20 protein-coding genes are annotated in these 25,385 nt (G+C 64.8%); 13 read left to right on the top strand and 7 right to left on the bottom strand.

Annotated elements, in window-relative coordinates; all coding sequences use genetic code 11:
* Positions 1 to 294 precede the first annotated feature (294 nt).
* A complete protein-coding gene (locus J7360_RS11775; protein ID WP_007972857.1) occupies positions 295 to 741 on the top strand; it encodes a universal stress protein in 447 nt (148 codons plus the stop codon).
* Between the two features lie 96 nt (positions 742 to 837).
* On the opposite strand, the gene tagK is transcribed toward J7360_RS11775, so the two are convergent.
* Positions 838 to 1,509 (bottom strand): transcriptional regulator TagK, encoded by a 672-nt coding sequence (gene tagK, locus J7360_RS11770; RefSeq protein ID WP_057658998.1) that lies wholly within the window; start codon positions 1,507 to 1,509, stop codon positions 838 to 840.
* A 313-nt stretch (positions 1,510 to 1,822) separates the two neighbouring features.
* On the opposite strand from tagK, the gene tssB reads away from it, so the two are divergent.
* The 10 genes from tssB to J7360_RS11720 all read left to right on the top strand — a co-directional run bounded on the left by tssB (position 1,823) and on the right by J7360_RS11720 (position 12,951).
* The gene (tssB, locus tag J7360_RS11765; protein WP_008572540.1) at positions 1,823 to 2,332 is read left to right on the top strand and encodes a type VI secretion system contractile sheath small subunit; all 510 of its coding nucleotides are present in this window, start codon (positions 1,823 to 1,825) and stop codon (positions 2,330 to 2,332) included.
* Between the two features lie 4 nt (positions 2,333 to 2,336).
* The gene (gene tssC, locus J7360_RS11760) at positions 2,337 to 3,830 is read left to right on the top strand and encodes a type VI secretion system contractile sheath large subunit (RefSeq protein ID WP_057658996.1); all 1,494 of its coding nucleotides are present in this window, start codon (positions 2,337 to 2,339) and stop codon (positions 3,828 to 3,830) included.
* 80 nt (positions 3,831 to 3,910) lie between these two features.
* Entirely contained in the window at positions 3,911 to 4,414 is a 504-nt protein-coding gene (locus J7360_RS11755; protein WP_005993934.1) for a type VI secretion system tube protein Hcp, read from the top strand.
* Between the two features lie 201 nt (positions 4,415 to 4,615).
* Positions 4,616 to 5,410: a type VI secretion system accessory protein TagJ gene (locus tag J7360_RS11750; protein ID WP_057677687.1), complete on the top strand. Its 795-nt coding sequence runs from the start codon at positions 4,616 to 4,618 to the stop codon at positions 5,408 to 5,410.
* A gap of 6 nt (positions 5,411 to 5,416) precedes the next feature.
* Positions 5,417 to 5,920, top strand: a complete 504-nt coding sequence (gene tssE / locus J7360_RS11745; protein ID WP_017157737.1) for a type VI secretion system baseplate subunit TssE — start codon at positions 5,417 to 5,419, stop codon at positions 5,918 to 5,920.
* 4 nt (positions 5,921 to 5,924) lie between these two features.
* Positions 5,925 to 7,808 (top strand): type VI secretion system baseplate subunit TssF, encoded by a 1,884-nt coding sequence (gene tssF, locus J7360_RS11740; RefSeq protein WP_209033901.1) that lies wholly within the window; start codon positions 5,925 to 5,927, stop codon positions 7,806 to 7,808.
* Positions 7,772 to 8,812 carry a type VI secretion system baseplate subunit TssG gene (gene tssG / locus J7360_RS11735; RefSeq protein ID WP_209033899.1) on the top strand — a complete coding sequence of 347 codons (1,041 nt, stop codon included), beginning with the start codon at positions 7,772 to 7,774 and terminating at the stop codon, positions 8,810 to 8,812. The genes tssF and tssG overlap by 37 nt, the downstream gene beginning before the upstream one ends.
* 55 nt (positions 8,813 to 8,867) lie before the next feature.
* Positions 8,868 to 11,612, top strand: a complete 2,745-nt coding sequence (gene tssH / locus J7360_RS11730; RefSeq protein ID WP_057658987.1) for a type VI secretion system ATPase TssH — start codon at positions 8,868 to 8,870, stop codon at positions 11,610 to 11,612.
* A gap of 213 nt (positions 11,613 to 11,825) precedes the next feature.
* The gene (locus tag J7360_RS11725; protein ID WP_017159434.1) at positions 11,826 to 12,323 is read left to right on the top strand and encodes a hypothetical protein; all 498 of its coding nucleotides are present in this window, start codon (positions 11,826 to 11,828) and stop codon (positions 12,321 to 12,323) included.
* Positions 12,324 to 12,456: 133 nt separating this feature from the next.
* Positions 12,457 to 12,951, top strand: coding sequence for a hypothetical protein (locus J7360_RS11720; protein ID WP_139792758.1), 495 nt, complete (start codon positions 12,457 to 12,459; stop codon positions 12,949 to 12,951).
* 216 nt (positions 12,952 to 13,167) lie between these two features.
* Here J7360_RS11720 and J7360_RS11715 read toward each other — a convergent pair whose 3' ends face one another.
* Positions 13,168 to 13,431 (bottom strand): hypothetical protein, encoded by a 264-nt coding sequence (locus J7360_RS11715; protein WP_042805832.1) that lies wholly within the window; start codon positions 13,429 to 13,431, stop codon positions 13,168 to 13,170.
* A 312-nt stretch (positions 13,432 to 13,743) separates the two neighbouring features.
* On the opposite strand from J7360_RS11715, the gene J7360_RS11710 reads away from it, so the two are divergent.
* Both J7360_RS11710 and J7360_RS11705 read left to right on the top strand, forming a co-directional pair.
* Positions 13,744 to 15,771, top strand: coding sequence for a hypothetical protein (locus J7360_RS11710; RefSeq protein WP_209033897.1), 2,028 nt, complete (start codon positions 13,744 to 13,746; stop codon positions 15,769 to 15,771).
* 404 nt (positions 15,772 to 16,175) lie between these two features.
* A complete protein-coding gene (locus J7360_RS11705; RefSeq protein WP_209033895.1) occupies positions 16,176 to 16,919 on the top strand; it encodes a hypothetical protein in 744 nt (247 codons plus the stop codon).
* Positions 16,920 to 17,536: 617 nt separating this feature from the next.
* Here the strand turns inward: J7360_RS11705 and J7360_RS11700 are convergent.
* The 5 genes from J7360_RS11700 to J7360_RS11680 all read right to left on the bottom strand — a co-directional run bounded on the left by J7360_RS11700 (position 17,537) and on the right by J7360_RS11680 (position 25,262).
* Positions 17,537 to 18,841 carry a jacalin-like lectin gene (locus J7360_RS11700; RefSeq protein ID WP_007967121.1) on the bottom strand — a complete coding sequence of 435 codons (1,305 nt, stop codon included), beginning with the start codon at positions 18,839 to 18,841 and terminating at the stop codon, positions 17,537 to 17,539.
* Positions 18,842 to 18,911: 70 nt separating this feature from the next.
* Positions 18,912 to 20,213: a histidine-type phosphatase gene (locus J7360_RS11695; protein ID WP_057661042.1), complete on the bottom strand. Its 1,302-nt coding sequence runs from the start codon at positions 20,211 to 20,213 to the stop codon at positions 18,912 to 18,914.
* Between the two features lie 103 nt (positions 20,214 to 20,316).
* Positions 20,317 to 23,202 (bottom strand): TonB-dependent receptor, encoded by a 2,886-nt coding sequence (locus J7360_RS11690; RefSeq protein WP_209033893.1) that lies wholly within the window; start codon positions 23,200 to 23,202, stop codon positions 20,317 to 20,319.
* A 465-nt stretch (positions 23,203 to 23,667) separates the two neighbouring features.
* A complete protein-coding gene (locus tag J7360_RS11685; RefSeq protein ID WP_057661044.1) occupies positions 23,668 to 24,738 on the bottom strand; it encodes a FecR domain-containing protein in 1,071 nt (356 codons plus the stop codon).
* Positions 24,735 to 25,262, bottom strand: coding sequence for an RNA polymerase sigma factor (locus J7360_RS11680; RefSeq protein WP_022560311.1), 528 nt, complete (start codon positions 25,260 to 25,262; stop codon positions 24,735 to 24,737). The genes J7360_RS11685 and J7360_RS11680 overlap by 4 nt, the downstream gene beginning before the upstream one ends.
* Positions 25,263 to 25,385 lie beyond the last annotated feature (123 nt).

Below are 25,385 nucleotides of genomic sequence, written 5' to 3'. Positions count from 1 at the left end.
GTTTGAAGTTGTTGTTGACAGAGGCGCCCACCGACTGAACGCAACGAAGAAGAGCCGCTATCAAAACGATCGCGCAGCTGCCAGGCGGACGCGGCCGGTGCAATGCAGCTCATACGCGAACAGGCAGTTTTGAACGCGTTCCTGGCGCCGGGGATGGTCGCTCGTCAACCAGGTGAGTCGCTTTGGGCGCTACAGTCCGTCACGTGCAAGATTGATCCATCTCAAGGTCTGCGTTGCGGAGTACTGTCAATCTCAAGTCGCCGGCGAGGCTGCCGGTCCATCCGGGAGGTCATCATGTACAAACGAATCCTGATCGCCATCGATGCATCCGAGCTCTCGCATCGCGGCCTGTTTCAAGGCCTGGAGCTGGCCAAGGCGACCGGTGCGAAAGTGGATATCGTCACCGTGTCCGAGCCGTGGGCGATGGGCATGTACGACGCAATGGGCTGGAGCGTGGGCTACGAGGCCAGCCCGGAATACCGCACCGAGCGCGAAGCGGCCGCCGAAAAGATCCTGCGCCCGGCGTTGGAGCTGGCCGCCGCTGCCAACATCAAGGCCACGCCGCGGCATGTGCTGGATCGTTTCGCGGCCGAGGGCATCGTGCAGACCGCCAAGGATTGCAACAGCGATCTGATCATCATGACCTCGCACGGCCGCCGCGGCATGCAGCGCATGCTGCTCGGCAGCCAGACGGTGGAAGTGCTCACCCACAGTGCGATTCCGGTACTGGTCATTCGCTGATGCCGATGCCATGGCCTTGTCTCGCCTAGGCGCGTACCTGGGCGCAAGGTGGCGTCCAGGCCATGCAGGTCGCGCCCAGGTGCGCTCCTACGCAACTCAAAGTGCTTCGCTCTCCATCGGCTCCGGTTGTGCCGCAAAGCGCGGTGCCGATCGGGCGAGCCGGCGCAGTGCTTCGGTATGCACCAGCGGAGAGCCGTGCGTGGGTGTGGCCGCGCCGCCGCGGATCGATGCGTGCTCGGGTTGTACGTGCTGGCTCAGTTCGCGCATGAAGCGCCACATCGGCATGTAGTGGCCACGCCGTGGCGCAGGAAGATGCGGCGCAGCGCGGCACTGGCGACGCCACTGCATGGGCGGCATGCCGAAGCGCTGCTGAAACGCGCGCTGAAACTGCCGCTCGGAGGCAAAGCCCATTTCGTAGAGCAACCAGGTCAGGCTGCACTCCGGGTAGGCCTGCAGGTAGCGGTGCGCTGTGCTTAGCCGCTGCTCGCGGATATAGCTGGCCACACCGCCACGCGACTGAAACAAGCGGTACAGCGATGCACGCGATAACGCGAACGCTTGCTGCAACGACTCGGTGCCCAATTCCGCCTCGCCGATGTGCTGCTCGATATAGGCCAGCAGATCGATCATCAGCGGCGCTTGTGCCTCGCCGGCCGGCGGTACGTGCGCAACGATGGCGCTGTAATAACTGCTGCTGCTCATGCGGATGCTGCCTGCGGCCCACTCCCCGGGGCCTGTCCCCTGGTCAACCGAGAAAAGCAGTGCCAACCCATCACGCCTCTTTCACAAAGTCGGCGCTGGATCACGCATCCGTGCCCGTCTGCGCCCGATCGCGGCGATTGAGACGATTTGTCGGGTGAGCGCACAGGCGCATTTCTATCCTCGCCGCAACGCTGAGAAAGCGTCATCGCACGGCCTGCCGCTTCGGTCCGGGTGGTGCGTGGCGGTCGTGGGCTAGCCCACGGCAGCGGCGTCGCACGCAGGCCGCAGGCATACCGCCGGGCCGGCGACATCCAAGCCACATGGCGGCGCACGTGCCCTGCACGCCGGCGCAACGGGCAAGCTCAATCGGAGATCAGGCATGGCCAGCAGTCAGAAGTTCATTGCCCGCAATCGGGCGCCACGAGTGCAGATCGAATACGACGTGGAGGTCTACGGTGCGCAGAAGAAGGTACAGATTCCATTCGTGATGGGCGTGATGTCGGATCTGTCCGGCGCCAATGCCGGCGAACTGCCTTCGCTGGACGAGCGCAAGGCATTGGAGATCGATGTCGACAACTTCGACAGCCGGCTGCAGTCGATGCGTCCGCGTGCGCAATTCAAGGTGCCCAACACGCTCACCGGCGAAGGCGAGCTGGCGGTGGATATCACCTTCGAAAGCATGGACGACTTTTCGCCGGCTGCCATCGCGCGCAAGGTTGCGCCGCTGGCCAAGTTGCTGGAAGCGCGCACGCAGCTGGCCAACCTGGACACCTACATGGATGGCAAGGCCGGTGCAGAGCAGCTGATTGCCAACGCCATCCGCGACCCGGCGTTGCTGCAGTCGCTGGTGTCGGCCGCCAAGCCTGCCTCCGAACCGGAAGGAGCGTAACGCCATGTCCGCGACCGAAGCCGCATTGGCCACCAGTGGCACCGAAACAACCGAGCAGGGCGACTTTGCCGCGCTGCTCAACCGCGAGTTCCGCCCCAAGAGCGAGCGCGCCAAGGAAGAAGTGGAATCGGCGGTGCGCACGCTCGCCGAGCAGGTGCTCAACCGCAGCGATGTGGTCAGCGAAGACGTGTCGCAGACCATCAAGGCCTACATCGCCGAGATCGACCGCGCACTCACCGAGCAGCTCAACCAGATCCTGCATCACGCCGATCTGCAGCAGCTCGAAGGTGCTTGGCGCGGCCTGCATTATCTGGTCAACAACACCGAGACCGACCAGCAGCTCAAGATCCGCGTGCTGAACATCAGCAAGAAGGAACTGGGCAAGGTGCTCAAGCGCTACAAGGGCACCGCCTGGGATCAGAGTCCGATCTTCAAGAAGGTCTACGAGCAGGAATACGGCCAGCTCGGTGGCGAGCCGTATGGCTGCCTGGTCGGCGATTACTACTTCGACCAGAGCCCGCCGGATGTGGAACTGCTCAACGGCATTGCGCAGGTAGCCGCCGCCGCGCACGCACCGTTCATTGCCGCCGCCGCGCCCAAATTGATGGGCATGGACAACTGGAGCGAGCTCTCCAATCCGCGCGATCTGGCCAAGATTTTTTCCACGCCCGATTACGCTGCATGGCGCTCGCTGCGCGAATCCGAAGACTCCAAGTACATCGGTCTGGCCATGCCGCGCACGCTCTCGCGTCTACCTTACGGTGCGGCCACCAGCCCGGTGGAAGAATTCGATTTCGAAGAAGACACCGCCGGCGCGGATTCCAACAAGTACACCTGGCAGAACGCCGCCTATGCGATGGCGGTGAACATCAACCGCTCGTTCAAGCAGTACGGCTGGTGCTCGCGCATTCGCGGTATCGAGTCTGGCGGCGCAGTGGAGGGGTTGCCCACGCATACCTTTCCCACCGACGACGGTGGCGTGGACATGAAGTGCCCGACCGAAGTGGCGATCACCGACCGCCGCTCCGCCGAGCTGGACAAGATGGGCCTGATGCCGCTGGTGCATCGCAAGAACTCGGACATGGCCGCCTTCATCAGCGCGCAGTCGCTCAACAAGCCCGACGAATACGACGACCCGGATGCCACCGCCAACGCAGCATTGGGCGCGCGCCTGCCCTACATGTTTGCGTGCTGCCGCTTTGCGCATTACCTCAAGTGCATCGTGCGCGACAAGATCGGTTCGTTCTCCGATCGCGAACAGATGCAGCGCTGGCTGACGCGCTGGGTGACGCAGTACATCGACGGCGACCCGTCCAACTCCAGCGAAGAAACCAAGGCGCGCAAGCCGTTGGCTGCCGCCGAAGTGGTGGTGGAAGAAGTGGAAGGCGCGCCGGGCTACTACAGCTCCAAGTTCTTCCTCAAGCCGCATTACCAGCTGGAGGGCCTGACCGTGTCGTTGCGGCTGGTCTCGCGCCTTCCCTCGGCCGCCAAGGCCTGATCCGACGCATTCGCGTCACGCACGACGCCACTGCGCGTCGCGCCATCTCGTGTTGTCACTCTCATTGAAGGAGCAGTTCCATGGCGTTCGACATGCATATCAAGTTCGGCAGCGGCAAGGTCAAGATCGAAGGCGCGTCCAACCACAAGAAGCACAAGGGCGAGATTCCGATCCTGGCCTGGTCGTGGGGCGCGAGCAATTCCGGCGACCTGCACACCGGTGGCGGCTCGGCCAGCGGCGGCAAGGCGCATATCCAGGACATCTCCATCACCAAGTACGTGGACGGCTGCTCCAACGCGCTGCTGGATGCAGTGTGCACCGGTGCACGGGTGGAAAACGCCTGGCTGTACGTCACCAACGCCACCGGCGAGCAAAGCGACTTTCTCACCCTGGAATTGAGCGAAGGCGTGCTGATTACCTCGCTGTCGACCGGCGGCTCCGGTGGCGAAGACCGCCTGACCGAAAACGTGACGCTGCACTTCGGCAAGTTCAAGTACGGCTTCCAGCCGCAGGACGACAAGGGCACCGCGCAGGGCGGGGCGAAGGAATTCACCTACGACATTCAGGGTGTGGCCAAGGCCTGACGCGGGCGCAGGCCACCACAACGCCTTCGCCACGCAGGTGCGTTTGGCGACGCGGTGCGGCACGACATGCGTGTACATCGCTCGCTCTGCGCCGCCCATCGGAAGTTGACGCTGTGACGTTGGCTGCCTCCGATGGCGGCAATGCAATGACTGGCGGTGCCGCGCACGGCACCGCCACCTTCTTCGATAAGGAACCGCGCGATGGATGCCACCGCACAGACCCTGCTTGCCCAAGGCGAGCCGGCGCAGGCGTTGCAGCAACTGATCCAGCAGGTGCGCCGGCAACCGGCCGACGCAGCGCAGCGCGTGTTCCTGTTTCAGTTGCTGGCCGTACTCGGCCAGTGGTCGCGCGCCGCAGATCAGCTGCGCGCCTGCGCTGAGCTGGATGCCGCCACGCAGCCCTTGGCGCAGACGTACCTTGCAGTGCTGCAGGGCGAACAGACGCGCGCTGAGGTGTTTGCCGGCGCGCGATTGCCGCATGTGATCGGTGAGCCGGCCGAATGGTTGGCGATGCATCTACACGCGCTGCAACTATCGGCGCAAGGGCATGGCGAACAGGCCGCGGCGTTGCGGGCGCAGGCGTTCGCGTTGGCACCGGCCAGTGCCGGCGTGCTCGATGGCGAACGCTTCCAGTGGCTCGCAGATGCAGACACCCGTTTCGGGCCCTGCATCGAACTCATGCTCGACAGCGGCTACGCCTGGGCACCGCTCAGCCACATCCAGCAGTTGCGCATGCAAGCGCCGCGGGATCTGCGCGACACCGTGTGGGCGCCGGTGAGCGTGCTATGGCGCAACGGTGGCCAGGCCTTCGGCTACCTGCCGGTGCGGTATCCCGGCAGCGAGCATCTGGATGCCGGCGAGCTGCAATTGGCGCGCCGCACCGAATGGACGCATGGCGCGCAGGGCGAGATCGGCCTGGGCCAGCGCATGTGGAGCACCGAGTTGCGCGAGATCGCGCTGCTCGATGTGCGCGATGTGCAATTCGACGCGGGCTGACACGCCATGGCCGAACTCACCACCACCGAACGCCTGCAGCCCTCGCTGCTGGACCGGCTCACCGATGTCGCGCCCAGCCAACGCGAAGAGAGCCGCGAGCAGCGCGTGATTTCGGCCACGCGCCTGCGCGAGTGCGTGATTCGCGATCTGTCGTGGTTGCTCAATGCCGTGAATCTGGAAACCAGCCGCCCGCTGGAAGCGCACCCGCAGGTACGCAGTTCGGTGCTGAATTACGGCATCCCGGATCTGGCCGGTGTTGCAGTGACCGGTATCGATGCGGCCGCGCTGCAACAACGCATTCGCGAGGCGATTCTGGCGTTCGAACCGCGCCTGATTCCCGAGACGCTGCGCGTCAGCGTGCATGCCGATGCTGCGCGCATGGACCGGCGCTCGCTGTTGTTCACCATCGAATCGGAGATGTGGGCGCAGCCGTTGCCGTTGAACCTGTACCTGAAGACCGCGCTGGACCTGGAAACCGGCCGGCTCGATATCGTCGAAGGGCACGGCTGACCTCATGGACCCGCGCCTGCTGCCGTACTACACCCGCGAGTTGCAGCACGTGCGCGACATGGGCGCGGAGTTTGCGCGCGAGTATCCCAAGATCGCCGGCCGGCTCGGCCTGGATGCATTCGAATGCGCCGACCCGTACGTCGAGCGGCTGCTGGAAGGCTTCGCATTCCTGGCTGCGCGCGTGCAACTCAAGCTGGACGCGCAGTACCCGGTGTTCACCCAGCACCTGCTGGAGATGGTCTACCCGCATTATCTGGCACCGCTGCCTTCGATGGCGGTGGTGCAGTTGCAGCCGGACCTGAAAGACAGCGGGCTGGCAGCAGGCGTGGCCGTGCCGCGACAAAGCGCGTTGCGCAGCCTGATCGGCGCCGGCGAACGTACCGCCTGCGACTTCCGCACCGCGCATGCGGTGACCTTGTGGCCATTGCAGCTGGCCGAGGCCAAGTATCTGGAATCGCCAGCCGCATTGGCCGCTGCCGGCATCGCCTTGCCGCCCGGGCGCGTGGTGCGTGCCGGCGTGCGTCTGCGCTTCGAGCTGGTGGGTGGTGCGCAGACGCACGCGCTGGCGCTGGATCGGCTGCCGCTGTTTCTGGCCGGCGCCGATGGCTTGCCCAAGCGGTTGTACGAACAGCTGCATGCCGATACCACTGCGGTGGTGGTGCGTGGCAGCGGTGCCGGCGGTGGCACGCTGGAGATGACGTTGAGCGCCGATGCCGTGCAGATGCGCGGCTTTGCCGACGACGATGCATTGATTCCCTACGACGGCCGCTCGTTCAGTGGTTACCGCTTGCTGCAGGAATATTTCGCCTGTCCGGAGCGCTTTCTGTTCGCAGAACTCACCGGACTGCGCGCGCCATTGCGGCGGTTGCAGGGCAGCAGCTTCGAGGTGGTGGTGTTGCTGCAACGCAGCCTGCCCAGCCTGGCTGCGGCAGTGGGCGCCGAGCATTTCAAATTGTTCTGCACGCCGGCGATCAACCTGTTCCCGCGGCGTGCCGATCGCATCCATCTGCAAGCCGGCCTGCACGAATACCACGTGCTGGCCGACCGTACCCGGCCGATGGATTTCGAGATCCATCACCTGGGCGAGGTGGAAGGCTTCGGCGATCGTCAGGAGCCGGAGCAACGCTTCACCCCGTTCTACGGGGGCGACGCTCGCACCTGGCATGCGCGGCATGGCGCATTCTACAGCATGCGCCGCGAGCCGCGCATGCTGTCGGCACGGCAGCGCCGTGATGGCGCGCGGTCGAGCTATGTGGGCAGCGAAGTGTTCGTCAGCCTGGTCGATGCCGACGATCAGGCACGCAGCACGCGCCTGCGTCAGCTTGGGCTGCAACTGTGGTGCAGCAACCGCGATCTGCCGCTGCATATGCCGGTAGGCAAGGGCGCCACCGATTTCACCATGGACAATGGCGTGCCGGTACAGAGCGTGCGTTGCGTGGCCGGACCAACCAAGCCGCGCCCGGCACTGTCGGATGGGCAGACCGCGTGGCGCCTGCTCAGTCAATTGCAGCTCAATTATCTGTCGCTGTTCGAAGATGGCCCCGACGGCGCCGCTGCGCTGCGCGAGATCCTCACCCTGTACTGCGACCCGTTCGATGCGTCCGCGCAGCGCCAGATCGAAGGCGTCAAGCAGGTGCGCGGCACACCGATCGTGCGGCGCATTCCGGTGCCGGGCCCGATCACCTTCGGCCGCGGCCTGGAGATCACGCTCACCTGTGAGGAGGCCGCTTTCGAAGGCACCGGCGAGTTCCTGCTGGCCTCGGTGCTGCGTCACTTCTTCGCGCGCTACGTGTCGGTGAATTCCTTTACCGAAACCGTGCTGCGTACCACCGAACGCAACGAGGTGGCCCGATGGCCAGCCCAGCCCGGCACGCGCCCGCGCCTGTGAGCGCCGCGGCTGCCGCGCTGGCACAGGCGCTGCAGACCCGGCCACAGGATTTCAGCCCATTCGCGGCCTTGCGCGCGATCGAACGCTGCCATCCGCAGCAGCCGCGCCTGGGCGAATCGGCACGCGCCAGCGACGATGTGCTGCGGTTGCGGCACGCGCCGTCACTGGCATTCGCGCCACGTGCGCTGGACCGCTACACACCGGCAACGCACGATCAGCCCGCCGCGCTGTATGGCGTGTTCTTCGGTCTTTTCGGGCCAAACGCGCCGTTGCCGTTGCACCTGACCGAATACGCCATCGAGCGTGCGCAGCAAGCCAAGGACGGCACCTTCGCCGCGTTTGCCGATGTGTTCCACCACCGCATGCTGAGCCTGTTCTACCGGGGCTGGGCACAGGCCCAGCCCAGCGTGCAGGCCGAGCGGCCGGCGAGCGACCAGTTCCGTGCATGGCTGGACGCATTGGTGGGGATCGCCAGCCCGCACCTGCGCCAACGCGATGCATTGCCGGACGACGCACGTCGTTACCACACCGGCCGCCTTGGCGCAGCCACACGCACGCCGGAAGGCCTGCGTGCGCTGCTGCAGCAGTTGTTCGATTGGCCGGTGCAGGTGCAGGAATTCATTGCCGAATGGATGCGCCTGCCGGCCGATGCGCACTTGCAACTTGGGTTAGGTCCGCGCAACGCGCGCCTGGGTGTGGACAGCGTGGTGGGCGCACACGTGCGTGGCGCGCAGCAACGCGTACGCATCTGCCTGGGGCCGCTGCCACGCCAGGCGTTTCAACGGTTCCTGCCGGGTGGCCAGGCGCTGAAGCAACTCACCGCCACGGTGCGCAGCTATCTGGGCGACGAATTCGGCTGGGAACTGCAACTGCTGCTCAAGGCCGACGAGGTTCCCACGCCGCACCTGGCACGCAATAGCCGGCTGGGCCTGGACACCTGGCTGGGCCGCCGCGCCTGGAGCATCGCCGATGCCGACGATGTGGTGCTGCACCCCTCCGGGTGACGCGCAGCGCGTACTGATTCGCTCACCACCTATCTATTCGATTCAAGGACGCACCATGGCCGAGATCTCCCGCAGTGCCTTGTTCGGCAAGCTCAATCCGCTGGCCTACCGCGGCATCGAAAGCGCCACCGTGTTCTGCAAGCTGCGCGGCAACCCGGATGTGGAGCTGGTGCATTGGCTGCATCAGTTGCTGCAGCTGCAGGACTCGGACCTGCACCGCATCATCAAGCACTTTCAGCTCAACCCGTCCACGCTGGCGCGCGATGTCACCGCCGCGCTGGATGGCTTGCCGCGCGGCTCCACTGCCGTGACCGATCTATCGGCCAACGTCGAAGAAGCGGTGGAGCGCGGTTGGGTGTACGCCTCGCTCAGTTTTGGTGAAGCGCAAGTACGTACCGGCTCTCTGGTGGTCGGTATGTTGAGCGTGCGCGGCTTGCGTCATGCGTTGCTGGCGATCTCCAAGGAGTTCGACAAGCTCAAGCCCGCAGTGCTCAACGAGCGCTTCGCCGAGATCGTGGCCGGCTCGCCGGAAGATGGCTTGCTGCCCAGCGATGGATTCTCGCTTGGTCAGGCCGCTGCACCCGGGGAGACCAGCGGTGCCATCGCGCCTGCCGCACTCGGCAAGCAGGAAGCGCTGAAGAAATTCACCACCGACCTCACCGCACAGGCGCGCGAGGGCAAGCTCGACCCGATCATCGGCCGCGACGACGAGATCCGCCAGGTGGTCGATATCCTGATGCGCCGCCGCCAGAACAACCCGATCCTGGTCGGCGAAGCCGGCGTCGGCAAGACCGCGGTGGTGGAAGGTTTCGCGCAGCGCATCGCACGCGGCGATGTGCCGCCGGCGTTGAAGGATGTGCAACTGCGCGCGCTGGATGTCGGCTTGCTGCAGGCCGGCGCCAGCATGAAGGGCGAGTTCGAGCAGCGCCTGCGCGCGGTCATCGACGAGGTGCAGGCCAGCCCCAAGCCGATCATTCTGTTCGTCGACGAAACCCACACCCTGGTCGGCGCCGGTGGCGCGGCCGGCACCGGCGATGCGGCCAATCTGCTCAAGCCGGCACTGGCGCGCGGCACCTTGCGCACGGTGGGCGCGACCACGTTTGCCGAGTACAAGAAGTACATCGAAAAGGATCCCGCACTGACGCGGCGCTTCCAGGCGGTGCAGGTCGATGAGCCAGACGAAGCCAAGGCGGTGCGCATGATGCGCGGCGTCGCTTCGATGATGGAACAGCATCACCGCGTGCAGATCCTCGACGAAGCGCTGGAAGCGTCGGTCAAGCTCAGTCACCGCTATATCCCCGCGCGGCAACTGCCGGACAAGTCGGTGAGCCTGCTCGACACCGCCTGCGCGCGCGTGGCGGTGAGCCTGCATGCCACGCCGGCGGAAGTGGACGACAGCCGCCGACGCATCGAATCGCTGGACACCGAGCAGGCGATCATCGAACGCGAGCGCGCAATCGGCATCGTGGTGGATGAGCGTGCTGCTGCATGTGCAGGTTTGCTGGATGCCGAACGTAGCCGGCTGCAGGCATTGGAACAGCGTTGGGTTGCAGAAAAAGCATTGGTCGACGAACTGCTGTCGCTGCGCGCGCAACTGCGCAACGCCAGCGCGCCGGTGGAAGGCACCGGCAGCGCATTGGAAGCGGAGGCCAATGCCGAGCAGATCGCATCCGGCGACACAGCGGTGCTCGACGCACCGGTGCAGGTGGATCGCGACACGCTCCTTGCGCGCCTACAACTGGTGCAGGCCGAACTGGCCGCACTGCAAGGCGAATCACCGTTGATCCTGCCCACTGTCGACTACCAAGCCGTGGCCGCCGTCGTCGCCGACTGGACCGGCATCCCGGTCGGGCGCATGGCGCGCAACGAGATCGACACCGTGCTGCGCCTGCCCGAACTGCTGGCCAAGCGCGTGATCGGCCAGGACCACGCCATGGAGATGATTGCCAAGCGCATCCAGACCAGCCGCGCCGGCTTGGATAACCCGGATAAACCGATCGGCGTGTTCCTGCTGGCCGGCACCTCCGGCGTGGGCAAGACCGAAACCGCACTCGCTTTGGCCGAAACCCTGTACGGCGGTGAGCAGAACCTGATCACCATCAACATGAGCGAATACCAGGAGGCGCATACGGTCTCCTCGCTCAAGGGTGCGCCGCCGGGCTATGTCGGCTATGGCGAAGGCGGCGTGCTGACCGAGGCCGTGCGGCGCAAGCCATACTCGGTCGTCCTGCTCGACGAAGTCGAAAAAGCCCACCCCGACGTCCACGAACTGTTCTTCCAGGTCTTCGACAAGGGGTGGATGGAAGACGGCGAAGGCCGCCGCATCGACTTCCGCAACACCCTCATCGTCCTCACCAGCAATGCCGGCACGGACCTGATCGCCAGCCTGTGCAAGGACCCGGAACTGATGCCCGATCCGGAAGGCATGGCCACGGCCTTGCGCGAGCCGTTGTTGAAGGTGTTTCCGCCTGCATTGCTCGGGCGGTTGGTGGCGATTCCGTATTACCCGCTGAGCAACACCATGCTCGGCCAGATCGTGCGACTGCAGTTGAACCGCATCAAAAAGCGCATCGAAGAACGCTACAGGATTCCCTTCGAATACGACGAGTCTGTAGTGGAGCTGGTGGTGAGCCGCTGCACCGAGAGCGAGTCGGGCGGGCGGATGATCGATGCGATCTTGACCAATTCGATGTTGCCTGAGATCAGTCGCAAATTTCTGCGTGGGGTAGTGGATCGGGAACGGACTGAACGCCTTGATATTCGTGCTGAAGAGTCCGCATTGGTTTATTCGTTCCTCTGATTTCGAAAATTTTCTGTTGGTTTTACTGGGTTAATAGAAAATTAGTGGCGACGGGAAGGCCTGGCCATGAGTGGAGGGATGTATGACTGACTACAACACCTTGAGAAGTAGCGGTTTCAATCCTGTTTAAGATCATGCATTGGTTTAATTTTTGGTTTTCAAAAAAATCGCCAATTTCACTGTTGCGGGAAGGTAACGGTCTAGAGGAGTTTAATGATGCCAAAGGCATTGCGTAAGCGAGTTAACCGCAAGGATAAGGGCTACCATGCGCTCCGGCGCTCGGAGATAAACGACCTGGACAAGGCTGCCAGTTTTCTACTAGCAATTAGCTACTCTGGAAGAACTTCGCAGACAAAGGCTTCCCAAGGACTGATCCAAATGGATTGTGTTGCACTGGCGGTCATTAACGACGAATGGCTAGTGGCGGCCAACAGCCGTCGACTCGACGACTGGCATATGGAAGCGCTGGCACAGGAGCTGGGGTTCGATTTTACATACGCCATCGTCGAGCGTGGCCAGGGTGGTATGCATGCCGAGATGCAGGTTTTGGAGGAGATTAAAGCCAGTAGCTACTCGGCAAAGGGCGTACATATGGGAGTCTCGAAGCCGTGCTGTTTCGATTGCAAGACGACGCTTGATACCGTGCAAGCTCTGTACTCCCACTACCACACAGATACAGTGGTGAACTGGGAGGCTCCGGATCTAAGCTAGATATCGTGCCTCAGGCTCAGATAAATTTGCATACGGCACTACGGAACTTATGCGACGCATGGATCGTGCTTGAAAGTTGCCACAAGTTAATTTGATTTATTCAAGTAGTTTTACAATCTTGCTGAGGTGATGAATGGCAGCTTCTGAACACGAGTATGAGGTGGCGCGTGCGATACGCAATTCGGCTGATCCAGGAGATAATCCAAGCGACCGCTGTGCAAGAGGTGGCCTTCGAAGCGTCAAGGAAACCGACCCCCGTCGAATTCCCATCATCCGTGAATGGGAGTACGCCGCTTCGCGGGTGATTGCTTTCTCGAAAGTCGATTCATGTCTGGGCGCGTTGCAGATAGTAGATAATAAGAGGCTGCGCGGCGCTCACTTCTCTATGTTTGCATCGGGTGCGCAATACGATGTCGTTCAGTTCAATGCGATGATGGCTTCCGCTGGATTTCAGGTAAATCTGCCAATTTTATATTTCGGTGGAGGCGTGGATGATTGGCGGCAGGGGCTGGGTGTCAATACTTATATGAGTGTAGGACCTTTCGCCCACCCTGTAACTGACGCAGAGCAAAAGGCGTGGATTTTTGAAATAAATAATGGTGCTTTTACTTACCATTCAATGAATTAGTAAATTGAAATTACAATAAAAATTGGCAACGGGATCAGGTTTGGTAACGAGGTAACGAGGTAACGGGGTCGGGTTCACTTTCTCCACGAGCGCGATGTTGCGGAGGGCAACTGCAACCCGCCACCCGTCTGACCGATGTGCATCCGCCGGTGCGACTCCGCCATTTTCAGCTGCCTCCGGGATCTCTCACGAAAGACGAGGTGATTTATGGTTGAACTAGTATGCAGCGTCTGCAAGAAGCCCGCCTTGGGATTGGTAACCAAGCCGGTGAATCCATCCGACCAGCGTCATCGCAAATGTGATGGCGCAACGGTAGTGGCGCAGCAGCGCGTGGTTGTCCAGAAATCCGCGCTTGCCGCACAGGGAAGCGAAAAAGGGGCAGCACGCAAAGCCCTGACTGGCCGCGATCACCAGGGCAATCATGACAGCCGGACCAAACCGGAGGTGCGCGGAGGTCCAAAGGGCGATCGGCACGATCACGGACGGCGTCAGAATGGCTCGGCCGGGCAGAACTGATCACGAACGTTCAGTACTCCGTCCGGGCACGATCGGGGTGCTTTCCGGTGATGTCACCCGAACGAACGGGCGCAGGTTCACGTGCGAAGCCAACCCGACACCGGTCGTCCCGGTTGAACGGGATCAGGAAGTGGATCGAGCAACGTGACAGAACTCTTTCGAGTCCTGGCTTGAGTGATGCAGTGCGTCGCAGGCCGGACGACTGAGACGTTCTGTCGGGTTCGCTTGCGCAGGCCCGGTACGGTTGGTACCGACCATCACCTCACGGGAAAAGGCATGAACATTTCGAGCAGCGGTGTTCTCAACATCGTGGCCGCAACGTATGGATTGAAGGACGTCACCGCGCAGGTGGCGGCATTGGTCAACCGCAATGCCGCCCCGCAGACGCTATCGGTGGTGGCCAACAATGCGACCTTTACCGACACCTGGCCAAATCATGCCAAGGTGCTGACAGTGGTCTACCGCTACGACGATGGTGCAACGCGCACCGTGGCGGCGAAGGAGGGGGCCACGCTGAGCGTCGGGGCGACCGAGTTCGCGCAGGCGGACGCGCAGGCAGGCGATATCGCCGCCACCGGGCCCGTGCTCACGATCTGGGGCGCGAGCTACGGTCCGGTGGATGTGACCGCCAAGGTGCAGGGTCTGGTGCAGCAGAGCGACCAGACGCTCGATATCACTGCCAACAACGCGACCTTTACCGATACCTGGCCGAACAACGTCAAGACCCTGGTGGTGGTGGCCAGCTACACGGGGCAGGTTCTGTTCATCGACATCGTGGTGGAAGGCAGCCCCTATGCCTTGAGGTATCGTCCGCACCTGCAGGTGCTCAGTGCCTTCTGGGGCCTGCAGGATGTGACCGGTATCCTGCAGGCCAATGTCAGGCAGCGCCACGTGAGCCTGCCGGCATCCAATGCGGTGTTCGGCGATGGCTGGCCCGGTAACGCAAAGACGCTGTGCGTGGTATTCCAATACGCCGACTACGCGCCGCAATCTTCCATCATCCAGGAGGGCGGCACGCTCACCATCGACTACACCGCGTCCACGCCTGCATACACGCCGCCGGTGGATCCGGCTGCGCTGAACATCATCGCGGCCAGTTACGGGCGCAGCGATGTGACTGCCAAGGTCGCCGGGCTGGTCAGCGGTCAGGCATTGAACATCACGGCCAACAACGCCACCTTCGGCGATAGCTGGCCGAATGTCGCCAAATCCTTCGTCGCCGTTTACAGCTGGGGGTCGGCGGCGATCTCCAGCACCGTGGTGCGCGAAGGGCAGCCGTTCGCGCTGACCCGCCCGGAACCGGCGTTTGCGATCGACCAGAACTTCGTGTCGATGGCGGGGCTGTTCGCCACCGGCGACGAGATCAAGCTCAGCGCCGCGGCTGGCGGTTTCTGGCAGGTGGGCGCGAACCAGCAGATCCTCGCCAGCGCCGCGTCCAGCGCTGCAGCGGAGACCTTCACCTTGTCGATTCCAGGTGCGGCCGGCTCGCCGATCGTGCAGCTGCGCTGCAGCGACGGCAGCTACGTGCAATTGGCCGCCGACGGTACCTTGCATGCCGGCGGCAGTGCGCAGAACGCGGCCAATCTGGTGCCGTCGCTGCAGTCCAATGGCGCCTTGAACCTGGGTATCGCCGGCGGTGCGCCGTTCGTGGCGGTGGACGCCAATAACGCGATCGTGGGCAGCGGGAACTACAGCCCGGATTTTTCCACCTGCTTCAGTTTCCTGTTCAACCCCACCCAGGCCGGACTGGACAACCATCTCAAGGCGTTTGTGGGTGGTGACCTGTCCACCGAGGATCTGAATCTGGCGCTGGTCAAGGTGATCTGGGATCTGACCGGCGGGTGCTTCCTGGCGATCGGTCTGGGGCCGTTGATCGGCAATGCCGACAGGCTCGGCCCTGGCGTCTACCGGTTGCTCGAGGGCTATCCCAGCGTCATGCGCGCGATCAACGGGTTGGTCGCCACGGTCGGCAACAACCGGACCGCGTCGGCCGGCGCGCTGCTGACGGTGTTGGTGGCCGTGTACGAGGCCGGCGTGTTCATGCCGTTGCTGCGGCTGGTGCTGAGCATGGCCGGGTGGTGGGCCCTGTCGATGGCGCTGGTCACCATCCTGACCAAGGTGCTGGGCGGTGCGGCGAGCGCCGGTGCGACGGTGGCGGCAGAGCTGATCACCAGCTTCGCGATCTGGGCCTATCAGACGACGATGGACGTGCTGGCCTACGTTGCCTCGACCAGCGCCGGGGCGGCCTTCCTGATTGCACAGGACGACGGGAGCGCCGCGCCGTCGCCGCTGCTGGAGGCCTGATTCGCATCCAGGCACCCGCCACGTCATTGCGGCGCGGCGGGTGTCGGGCCTGCGCTGATGGGGTGTGGCGATGTTTGTCGAGCAGCTGCAGCCAGCGTGTTATCGACATCACCATCTGGATGGATCGGCGCAGCAGATATCGGTGCTCGCATTGCTGGGTTGATGGTCTACAGCCGATGCACGCGAACGCACATCGCAGCATGAGCGCAGCGCCGCAGCCATGCACTGAGCGTGCGCCCGTAGGCGGCGATAGCAACATACGGGCGTGCGCGGATTGCCACGCGAGATAATCGGCTGGGGACACAGGCGGTGGGACGCACCGCCGAGCCAGCGTCAGCGCGACGCTCGCCTGGCGTCGCCGCGATGCCGCACACTTGCCGCTTGGTCGAACACAGGACGAAGCAATGGCACGGCGATATGGATGGAGCGGAATACTGATGTGGCTGGCGGCATTTGGCGCGGTGGCGGCCGGTCCGACGCCTGGCGAATACGGCACCAAGCAAGGTTGGGGCAGCCTGCAGGTCAGCGACAAGGGTGGGGCGCGCCACTTCGAGATGCTCGCGGTGGGCGCCAACGGCCACACCTGTTCCTTGGAGGGCACGCTGCAAGGCGACAAGGCGGAAGTGAGCGATGCCAGCGACACGCCGTGCAAGCTCTCGTTCAAGCCGGTGGCAGGTGGCTTCAGCATCGCCGCACTGACGCCAGACAGCTGCCGCGATTACTGCGGCATGCGCGCCAGCTTCGAAGGCGACTATCTGCAGCTGCCGGCCGGCTGCACCTCCGCAGCCAGCAGCCGACGACGTGAGGCGTACCTGCGGGATTATCGCGGCAAGCGCTATACCGAAGCACTTGCCGGCATGCAGTTGTTCGCGGGCGAGTGCGGCGAGTTCCTCAACTGGCTCGATCGCGACCGTTTCGCCAACGACCGCGCGCTCACCCTGCTGCGCCTGAACCGCCCGCAAGAGTGCCTGGCGGCACTGGATCAGACCATGGCCGGTCGCAGCCGCGACGAGGCCTCGTTCCAGGCGGAGATGGACAAGGACAGCACGATGTTGCCGCCCAGCGACTGGGATGCGTACCTGCCCATCGCCAAGTCCACCTGGTTCAATCGCAGGCTCTGCGAGGCGGCCAAGGGCCGAGGGCGATGACGTGTTTTGCTGCGCGCAGGGAAGTCCCTGCGCGCGGCATCGCACGGATGGTCGCTCGCTCGTGCGTGATCGAGGGGATGCTGAAGAAAATTCACGCTTGCAGTCGCACCCCTTGGTACTCATAACATCATCGCTACTTCAGCCGGCAGCGGATGGACAATCGAGTTCATCGTTGGAATTTTCCCGATACGTCAGACATACCGTCCCGGATCGTCCATCGCCGCAATTGCTGTGGCCGATCGCGCTCCAGCGCCTTGCCTAGCTTGATGGCCTGCAGGCCGCTGCAGGCAGAACCACGATCGACATTGGTCGCAACCCGCTGAAACCCGTCTGCGTGCCGCGCCAATGCCGCCAACCGTCAGCGCGCAGCTGTCCCTAAAAAGCACCAGCGCCTGCGGTACTGCGATCTTGGATGCAACGCCGGAAGCGCACGCCATTGAAAGCGCCTGCACGCGTGGAGCCTGTGTCCTTGGGTGACACGCAATTGCGCGGCGTTGCAGACGTGCGTCATCGCGAGCTGCGATAATGCCGGCCATCGCCTCGTCGTGATTGCCGCACACAAAACAGAGCGGCGCCGAACCGACGCCGCTCCGTTGCAATGGATAAATCCGCCGCGCTCAATCCTTTCGATAGATCACACCCAGCTTGTCGATGGCATCGCCGGCGCGGCCGGTGAAGCCGGCGATATGCCAGCCGGTGGGGGCGGTGAGGGTATAGCGCTCGCTGGTCGGAGTACCGGCGGCGATGCTGCGGCCCTGGTTGGTGGTCAGGCTGAGCGAGAACAACCGGGTGCGGCCGTTGTACTGGCCAAGCGTGACGGTGGCCGAGGTGAGCGTCTCGCCGCTGCGCAGGGCCAAGCTGGTGGCGGTTCCGCCGCTGCCGCCGTGGGCCAGGGTGGCGCCGTTGTCCAGGCTGGCGGCCACCGCATCCAGGCGTTCGGCGCCGCGCAGGGTGACGCTGCGCAGTTGGCGCTGGTGGGCGCCGCCGGCCACGTCGTTGAACGGCACGCCATGCGGTCCGCCAAAGCTGTCGCTGGTGCGCACATCGGTGCCCACCGCCCAACCGAATTGCGTGTACAGCGGATAGTGATCCGACAGCGGCTTGCCGGCGCTGTCGTAGAAGTTGCCTGGGTCGAGCTGGTAACGGTTGGCGGCCAGGGTCAGCTGCGGCGCGGCGCGGTACAGGATCTTGTCCACCACCTCGCAGGTGTTGGTCGGCGGCGTGCCGCACAGCAGCGGTGCGGCGCCGGCTGCCGGGGCGGTGCCCTTGATCAGTTCCACCCACGCATCGATCAGGTTGTTGCTGGCGATGAGCTCGCGGATGTTGTCTTCGCTGCGGGTGTAGCGGGTGTTGGAGTCCATCATCACCAGCACCGCGTTGCCGGCCGACCAGGTGCCGATGAATTGCGACAACTGGCTGATGTTGGCGCGGCGGGCGGCCAGGTCGGCGGTTTCGGTACCGGCATTGGGGTGGGCGTTGTAGACGTCCAGCAGCACCCCGTTGTCCAGCCGCACCTGCATGTAGCTGAAGCCCTTCGGCGTGAGGCAGTCCGTGCCGTTGCACTTGTCCCACTTGACCCGGGTGAAGTCGTTGAAGGGATAGTTGCTCAGCGTGTTGAGACCGTCGCCGATGGCGGCACCGCCGCTGGTGGGTGTGCGGTACGGGTGGTTGTCGCCGGCGTAGAGCGCAGCGTGGTAGTTGAAGTCTTCCTGCACGTGAACCAGCCCATACGGCGCCAGTTTCGGTGCCAGCAGCGGCGTATTGGTGGCGGGGTTGCTGCTGGAGATGCCCTCCGGCAGGCCGGCGACGTTATAGGTGAGCACGTCGAGCACGCCGACGCTGGATTGTGCGTGGGCGACACCGGCGCAGGCCAGGGTCACACCGATTCCGACGCTGAGCAGAGAACGCAGATGCTGAAGCATGATGACCTCGTGCGGTTGGGGAACAGCGGATGGACGCGGCGCGTCGGGCCCGGCGCGTCGCGTGGAGGGGTCAGTGGTCCAAGGCGAGCGGGTCGAGTGCGGCCTGGACGATGCGGGCGAACTGCGGCAGCGGGCAGTCGTATGCCGGCGTGGCGGTGCTGCAGCCGGGAATGAAGATGGCTGCGCTCGGCGGCGGTGCCTGCAGCGTCAATGGCACGCGTTTGCGCAGCTGCGTCAGGCTCTGCGCGGTGTAGCGCAGGCGAATGACGCGCTGGCCGTCGGCGCGCCGCCAGCGTTCGAACACCAGCGCGCCACCGGGGACGGTCTGGTCGGATTGATAGCCGGGCAACTGCCAGTGCAGATCGAACATGCCGGCCAGCAAGGTTAGGGTGCCGTCATGGCCGGACACCACCACCAGGCGCGCATCGCCGCCGATGGCGTCGGCCGCGGCGTGTGCATCGCTGCCTTGCTGCAGCGTGGCCAGCAGGCGTGTGGCCAGCGGCGTGCTGGCCAGGCGGGCGACGGTCGGTGCGCGCAAACGCAGCGCGAATTCGGCCTGGTGCGGGGCGAACACACGCAGCAGCGTGGCTTCATCCAGGCCTTGCCAACCGAGTGCTGCGAAGTCCTGTCCATCGGCCCAGCCCATCAGCAGGCTTTCGGTGATGCCCGAGGCAGCCGCGGCGGGGCCGTCGAGACCGGGAATCGACGGCCCGGCATCGTCCAGCCCGGCCGGCACCGTGGTCAGGCGTAGCTTGCCGGGCGCGGCCTGCGCGGGGCACGGCCGTTGCGCACATTGCAGCAGCAGGTGTTCGAGCGTGTCGAGCGCATCGCTCTGGGTCGCGTTCCAGGCCCGCGCATCGCCACCGATGCGGCCGGCAATGGCCGCCTGCATGCGCGCACGCGCCTGGGGCTGACGCAGCGCAGCGGTGCCATCGAACAACACATCGGAACTGCCGGTCGGCACGTGATGCACGGGGTCGGCGCAGCCGGGCGTCAGTGTGCTGGCCAGCGCCTGCGCCGAGGCAATGGTGCGCTGGGTGCGGTTGGCCCAGTAATAGGCCTGGTTGCAGCCATCGCCGTTCAACAGACCGAGCGCGGTGTAGCGCGCGCGGTAGTAGTCGCCGAACAGGCGTTCCAGCTGCGCGCCGTTGGCGGTGAGGTGACCGGCCGGCACGCCGAAATGCGGCCATGCGTGCAACGAATAGCGACCCAGCCGTTCGGGGCTGGACATCGCCGCACGCACGCCGTGGCGTTTGAGGATCACCACTTTTTCCAGGGTGTCCGGCGTCGCATCGGTGGCGTGGGCAGGGGTGAGCGGCACGAGCGCGAGCCCGAGCAGGGCGGTAGCGCGGCGGCAAAAACGCAGAAGCATCGGCAGATCCATGACGAGTGAAGCGGAGAGGCGAAACAATCGGCGCAGTGCGGTGGCGGCCGTGCGCGAGCGCGACGACCGCTGGCTGCGCATGCAAACGCGCTCAGAAGCGCGCGCGCAGACCCAGCGACCAGGTCCGGCCGTAGTTGGTGTAGCCGCCGAACAGGTGGTCGCCGACGTACTGCCGCTGCACCTGGCCGGTGAGATTGATGGCGTTGACGAACACCGACAGGGTGTCGTTGACCTTCCAGGCGACATTGGCATCCAGGCTGCCGAAGGCATCGCTGTTGAGCGTGGCCACGTTGGCGGTGCCCACCGCGTTGACGATGTTGTCGCTCCAGCTGTAGCTGGCGCGCGCCATCAGCGGGCCCTTCTCGTAGAACAGCACGGCGTTGTAGGTGTTCCTGGCCACGCCTTCCAGGCTGTCGGTGAAGCGGCGCGTGCCGTCGCGGTAGGTCGCCTGGCTGTCGGTAAAGGTGTAGTTGAGCTGCATGCCCAAACCGTCCAGCGGCGCCGGCAGGCCGGTGAACACCTGTTGGTAGGCCAGCTCCACGCCCTTGACGCTGGCCTGGCTGCCGTTGGTCTTGGACGAAAGCAGGTAGGTCTGGCCCTGGTAATCCAGATACGACAGCTGGGTCTGGATGAAACTGGAGATGTCCTTGTAGAACACACCGCCAGTCAGCGCGGAGGTGCCGTCGATGTACCACTCGAAGGTCAGGTCGTACTGCCAGGCTTCGAACGGACGCAGCGCCGGATTGCCACCGCTGGCGGTCAGCACTTCGCCACTGGAATTGAAGGTCAGCTTGGACGACAGGTCGGTGAGATCCGGGCGGGTGATCACCTTGGCCGCGGAGGTCCGCAGCACCATGTCATCGCGCACGTCCCAGGCGGCGTTGAGCGAGGGCAACGCGTTGGTGTAGCTGCGCGCGAAATGCACCGGCTGGGCGGCGCCGTCGAGGTCGGCATGGCCGTCGGTGGTCTGCTCGGTACGCACCAAGCGCACGCCGAGATTGCCGCGTACATCGCGCCCGGCCAGGGTGCCGCCGACGTCGGTCATCGCATACGCCGAGCCGATCGTCTCGCGCACCTCGTAGGAATTCTGCAGGTCGGCGCTGTTGGGCGTGCCGCTCAGGTCGGCGGCTGTGGGCCAGTCGTTCCAGAACGGCGCTTCGATCGGCGCCAGCCACTGCCGTGGCAGCGTGCCCTTGCCGTCGACCAGCATGTCGCTCACCGGCAGCGCGGTGAAATAGCTGCCCGGAAAGCGCACACCGGCGATGCGGTTGAGCAGCAGGTCGACACGATCATAGGTGCGCGAGCGCTCGCGGTACTTGGCGCCGAACTTGATGTCGCGCAGCCAGCCATCGCCGAGCGTGCGCTTGGCGTCCAGCTGCAGCGCGTCTTCCTTGTCGCGCGCATCGATCTGCCGCCATTCCAGCCGGCGTCCGCTGACGCTGGCCGGGTTGGTCGGATCGAAACCATTGGTGAAACTCCAGTTCGGCACGTTGTCGTCGTCGGCCTGCGGCATCTCCACGCGCATCGACAGGTTGCTGGCGCTGCGCAGGCGCGTGCGGCGGATCGGGTCGGAGTCGTCGCTGTGTGCCTGCGAGTGGAACGCCACTGCGCCAAGCGTCCACAGATCGCCATTCCAGGTACTGGACAGGCGCGCGCTGCGATTGTCGTCGGTGATACCGGAGGTCTCGCGCGAGACCTGCACCTGGCCATTGCGATAGTCGAAGCCGGTCACGCCGCCGTGGTCCACTTGCAGGTTGCTCATCTTGGACACACCGTCGAAGCCAACGCCCAGGCTGTATTCGTCGTAGTGCACCGTCTGCTTGGCATACAGCAGGTCCAGATTGGTTTCCCAGGCGGCACTGGGGCGCCATTGCAACGAGGCGGCCACGCCGGTGCGTTCGCGCTGCTCCAGTTCCAGCGTCGGGCGCAGGCCGGTGGGCAGGTAATACGCACCTGGCGCACCCGGCACGCCGCTGGGGTAGTAATCCCAGCTCACTTCGTTGACGCGGTCCTGGCGCAGACTGCGCTGGGCATATGCGCCGGACACCAGCATGCCGAAGGTGCCCTCGGCATTGACCCAGTTGAACAGGCCGGACACGCGCGGGTCGTTGGCATGCGTGCGTTGCGCCTGGCTGGATTCCAGCGAGGTGTTGAGCAAGGTCTTGCCCAGTTCCAGCGGGCGGAAGGTGCGTACGTTGACGATGCCGCCGATGGCGCCTTCGTCCAGATCGGCGGTGGGACTCTTGATCACGTCCAGGCCGGAGACCAGTTCCGCCGGCAAGGTGTCGTAGCGAAACTGGCGGCCGGTCTGGCCGGAGGTGCGCACGTTTTCGTTGACTGCCATGGTCTGGCCGTTGAGCGTGGTCACCTGGAAATTCGGTCCCAGGCCGCGTACACGCACGTACACGCCTTCGCCGCGGTCGCGCACGATCGACACGCCCGGCACGCGCTGCAGGGCTTCGGCCACGTTCTGCGCCGGCAGCTTGCCGATGTCTTCGGCGGCGATCACGTCCACCACGCTGTCGGCATAGCGCTTCTCGCGCAGCGCGGCGCTGAGGCTGCCGGCATAGCTGCCCAGCACCTGGATGCTGTCCAGTTCGCGCACCGGTGCACCGGCGGCGATCGGCGTGCTGCTTGGCGCAGCCGGCACCGTTGCAGCCGGCGCCTGGCTGGTGGCGGTGTCCGGTTCGATGGTCACCGTGGTGGGCGTGAGATAGCGGTAGCGCAGGCCGGTGCCATCGAGCAGTTGTTGCAATGCCTGCTCGGGTGCTGCGCCGTCGGTGGTGCCACGGCTCTGACGCTCGGCGCCGACGCTGGCCGCGTAGACGAATTGCAGACCGGTCTGGCGCGACAGCGTATTGAGCGCGCGTGCCAGCGGTTGTGCGGGAATGGCAGTGACCGCGACGGGTGGCGTCTGGGCGCCGGCAGCACCGGCATGCAGGGCAAGGGCAACGGACAGGAACAGGCAGCGGCGCATCGTCACTTCCAGGCAGAGGGAGAGGGGCGCCGCACACGCGCATGGGGCGATGCGGCGACTACCCCATCTACGAGGCGCGACAAGCCGAGTCGGGCACCGTGTTTCCATGAATTTTCTGTGACACGTGCAGGGGCGCAGGCGTGCGCGTGCCGTGGAGGGCATGCAGGCCCGTGTTGCCCGGCGAAAAGCAGCTTGGCGGTTCGATCGCCGATTGCGTCGATCGTTGCGTTGCGCGGCGCCATGCAGCGCGATGCGCACGCCTAGATCGCATTGCGTCACTCCGGGTGCCAGCGGTTCGGTGCGCAGATACGTCAGCGCGAATCTGCGATGGGAACAGGCATGAAAGTGCGACGCCGCGGCGTGCCGACCCACGGCAGGCACACGCCGGGCAATGCGGCGGTGCCTGCAGTGCTGACTTCTGCACGCACGTGAGCGCCAGCGTGTCGGTCGCCTTGGCGGCGGGCCTTACCGGTTGGCGGTCGCCGGTGGTGCACGGCTGACGATGTGCAGCGCACTGGCTTGCTGTTCGAGCCGCAGGCCGGGCTGCCGTGCGAGAAACGCGTGCAGGCCGGCGAGATCGTCGCTCCGCAGATTGCCGGTCAGGCGCATCGCGCCGGCGCGCGGATCGTCGATATGCAGCTGGATGCGGTTGAGGCGATTGAAGTCTTCGGCCACGTTGCGCAACGGCTCGTCGCGGAAGACGATGCGTTGCTGCTGCCACGCATGCATGGTGGCGACATCTTCATTGCTCAATTGGACCTGGCCGGCGCCATCGATGCGCGCGCTTTGTCCTGCACCCAGGTTGGCCAGCATCGGCTGCGCCGGGCGGTCGGCGCGCCAGACATGCACGCGACCGGCAGACACGTCAATGCGTGCCTGCTGCCCATGCAGCGCAATGTCGAACGCGGTGCCGATGTCTTCCACGCGCAGGTCCAGCGCCCGGACCTGCAACGGACGCCGATCCGGGGCGACATCGAAGCTCGCCTGGCCCTGCAGCAACTGCAGGTGGCGCGACCACGGCGTTATGGTGGCCTGGATGCGCGTGTCTGCATTGAGGAACACCACGCTGCGGTCGGCCAGTTGCACGCGGCGTTGTTCGCCATGTGCCGTCGCATAGGTCGTGGTGCGCGGCCAGGCCCAGCCGCCGAGCACCGTCAGCAGACCGAGCATGGCGGCCAGACCGACATGCCAGTGCGACCGGCGTGCCGCCGACCGCGATCGCGCGGTTCCCCCTGCGGCGACGGGACGCCGCGGCGGCAATGGTAGCGCCACCACGTTGCGCGCCGGCCCGGTATCGCGTTGGCGCTCGGCCTGCAGCAGCGCCTCGACATCCAGCGCCATCGCATCCAACGCCTCGCCGAGCGCACCGGCCACCCGCGTCACCGCCAGGTATTCGCGCACATGCGCCGGCGAGGCGGTCAGCCACTCCATGAAACGCGCCTGCTGGTCGGCATCCAGCGGCTGCATGCGCTGCAGCGCATGCCAGTGTGCCGCTTCCTCGGTCAGGCGGCGCGCCGCCTGCGACGCGACGCTCACCACCACTGCGCTCCCTCGTCGGCCAGCGCCGATCGACAGGCCGACAGGCCGCGCACCACGTATTTCTTGACCATATGCGAGGACACACCCAGGCGTTCGGCGATCTGTCTGTAGCTCAGGCCGTCGCGGTACTGCATCACCAGCACCGCACGCACGCGCTCGGGCAGCCCGGCCAGGACGGTCTGCAGGCGTTGCTGGCGCTGTCGCCGCTGGGCGCTGTCTTCGACATCGTCACCGGCCACCAGCCGTTGCGCGAACTGTTCCATGTCCTCGATACGCAGCGGCGCCTGCTTGCGCCGCGCTGCCTGCTCGCGCGCCAGATTGACCGCCACGGTATAGAGATACGCTTCCGGGTTGGCGATGGTCTGGCCCGGCTGCTGATGTGCACGCAGCAGGCGCAGATAGGTTTCCTGGACCAGGTCTTCGGCGTCCTCGTTTGCTCCGCGGCGCACGAAGAAGCCGCGCAGCACCGGGCCATGCTCGGTGAACAGACGTGCCCAGGCGCGCTTTGGATGTGCCGACACCCCAACCTCCGGCCGATTGCAGGGGCGCAGGCTAGCGGCGTCGTATGACGTCGCGGTGACGCGGTTGCTGCCCATGACTTGGCGGCAGGCACGCAGGCGGGCACAGGCCTGTGCTTGCTCACG

The organism is Xanthomonas sp. D-99, assembly GCF_017746145.1.
GTDB lineage: Bacteria > Pseudomonadota > Gammaproteobacteria > Xanthomonadales > Xanthomonadaceae > Xanthomonas > Xanthomonas cissicola.
This window is presented reverse-complemented; position numbering and strand designations above follow the sequence as displayed.